Source organism: Stenotrophomonas sp. 3diitr2024 (genome assembly GCF_042136455.1).
Classification (GTDB): domain Bacteria; phylum Pseudomonadota; class Gammaproteobacteria; order Xanthomonadales; family Xanthomonadaceae; genus Stenotrophomonas; species Stenotrophomonas sepilia.
The window spans coordinates 1-1,104 of record NZ_JBHHMJ010000437.1 but is presented as its reverse complement, the minus strand read 5'-3'; the positions used below and the strand labels follow the sequence as shown (position 1 = coordinate 1,104).

Genomic DNA, 1,104 nt, shown 5'->3' with positions numbered 1-1,104 from the left:
AGCTGGGTAAGCAGCCCGTTGCCCGACCTCCTGTAGAGCCGAGCCATGCTCGGCTCACGCGCGCAGCGCGGCTCTTCCGCAGCGGACCGGAGAGCAGCCGAGCAACGGCTCGGCTCTACATTGCGCCGCGACTCTCCTTAGGTGCTCCGCATGCGCGATCTTCCCGGTTACCCCGCCCACCCGCAGCGCTTCGAGGTCCGCCCCGGCCTGTCGATGAACTATCTCGACGAGGGCCCGCGCGATGGCGAGGTGGTGGTGATGGTGCACGGCAACCCGTCGTGGAGCTATTACTGGCGCACGCTGGTGGCCGGCCTGTCGGACACCTACCGCTGCATCGTGCCGGACCACATCGGCATGGGCCTGTCGGACAAGCCCGATGACAGCCGCTATGAATACACGCTGCAGTCGCGCGTGGACGATCTTGATGCGCTGCTGAAGCACCTGGGCATCACCGGCCCGGTGACCCTGGCCGTGCATGACTGGGGCGGCATGATCGGGTTCGGCTGGGCGCTGTCGCACCACGACCAGGTGAAGCGCCTGGTCGTGCTCAACACCGCTGCCTTCCCGATGCCGGCGGCGAAGAAGATGCCGTGGCAGATCGCGCTGGGTCGCCACTGGAAGATCGGCGAGTGGATCATCCGCAGCTTCAACGCGTTCTCGTCCGGGGCCTCTTGGCTTGGGGTGGAGCGCAGGATGCCGGCCGACGTACGCCGCGCCTACGTGTCGCCGTACAACAGCTGGGCCAATCGCATCAGCACCATCCGCTTCATGCAGGACATCCCGCTGTCGCCGGCCGACAAGGCCTGGTCGCTGCTGGAACGCGCCGGCAAGGCGCTGCCGTCGTTCGCCGACCGTCCCGCCTTCCTCGGCTGGGGCCTGCGCGACTTCGTGTTCGACCATCATTTCCTGAAGGGCTTCCAGGCCGCGCTGCCGCAGGCCCAGGTGCATGCCTTCGAGGATGCCGGGCATTACGTGCTGGAAGACAAGCAGGACGTGCTGGTGCCGGAGATCCGCGCGTTCCTGGACGCCAACCCGATCTGAGCGGTGTGCCGACCAACGGTCGGCACCCACAAGTGGAAGGTATGGGTGGGTGCCGACCGTTGG

General features: G+C 67.0%; 1 protein-coding gene. It reads left to right on the top strand.

Features of this window, described 5'->3' with window-relative positions; translation table 11 throughout:
• Positions 1-150: 150 nt before the first annotated feature.
• Positions 151-1,041, top strand: a complete 891-nt coding sequence (locus ABGA94_RS10825) for an alpha/beta fold hydrolase (protein WP_188248567.1) — start codon at positions 151-153, stop codon at positions 1,039-1,041.
• Positions 1,042-1,104: the final 63 nt, after the last annotated feature.

Bases quoted from the DNA above. Each gene is read 5' to 3' on its own strand.
- ABGA94_RS10825 (WP_188248567.1), top strand. From the start codon at position 151: ATGCGCGATCTTCCCGGTTACCCCGCCCACCCGCAGCGCTTCGAGGTC.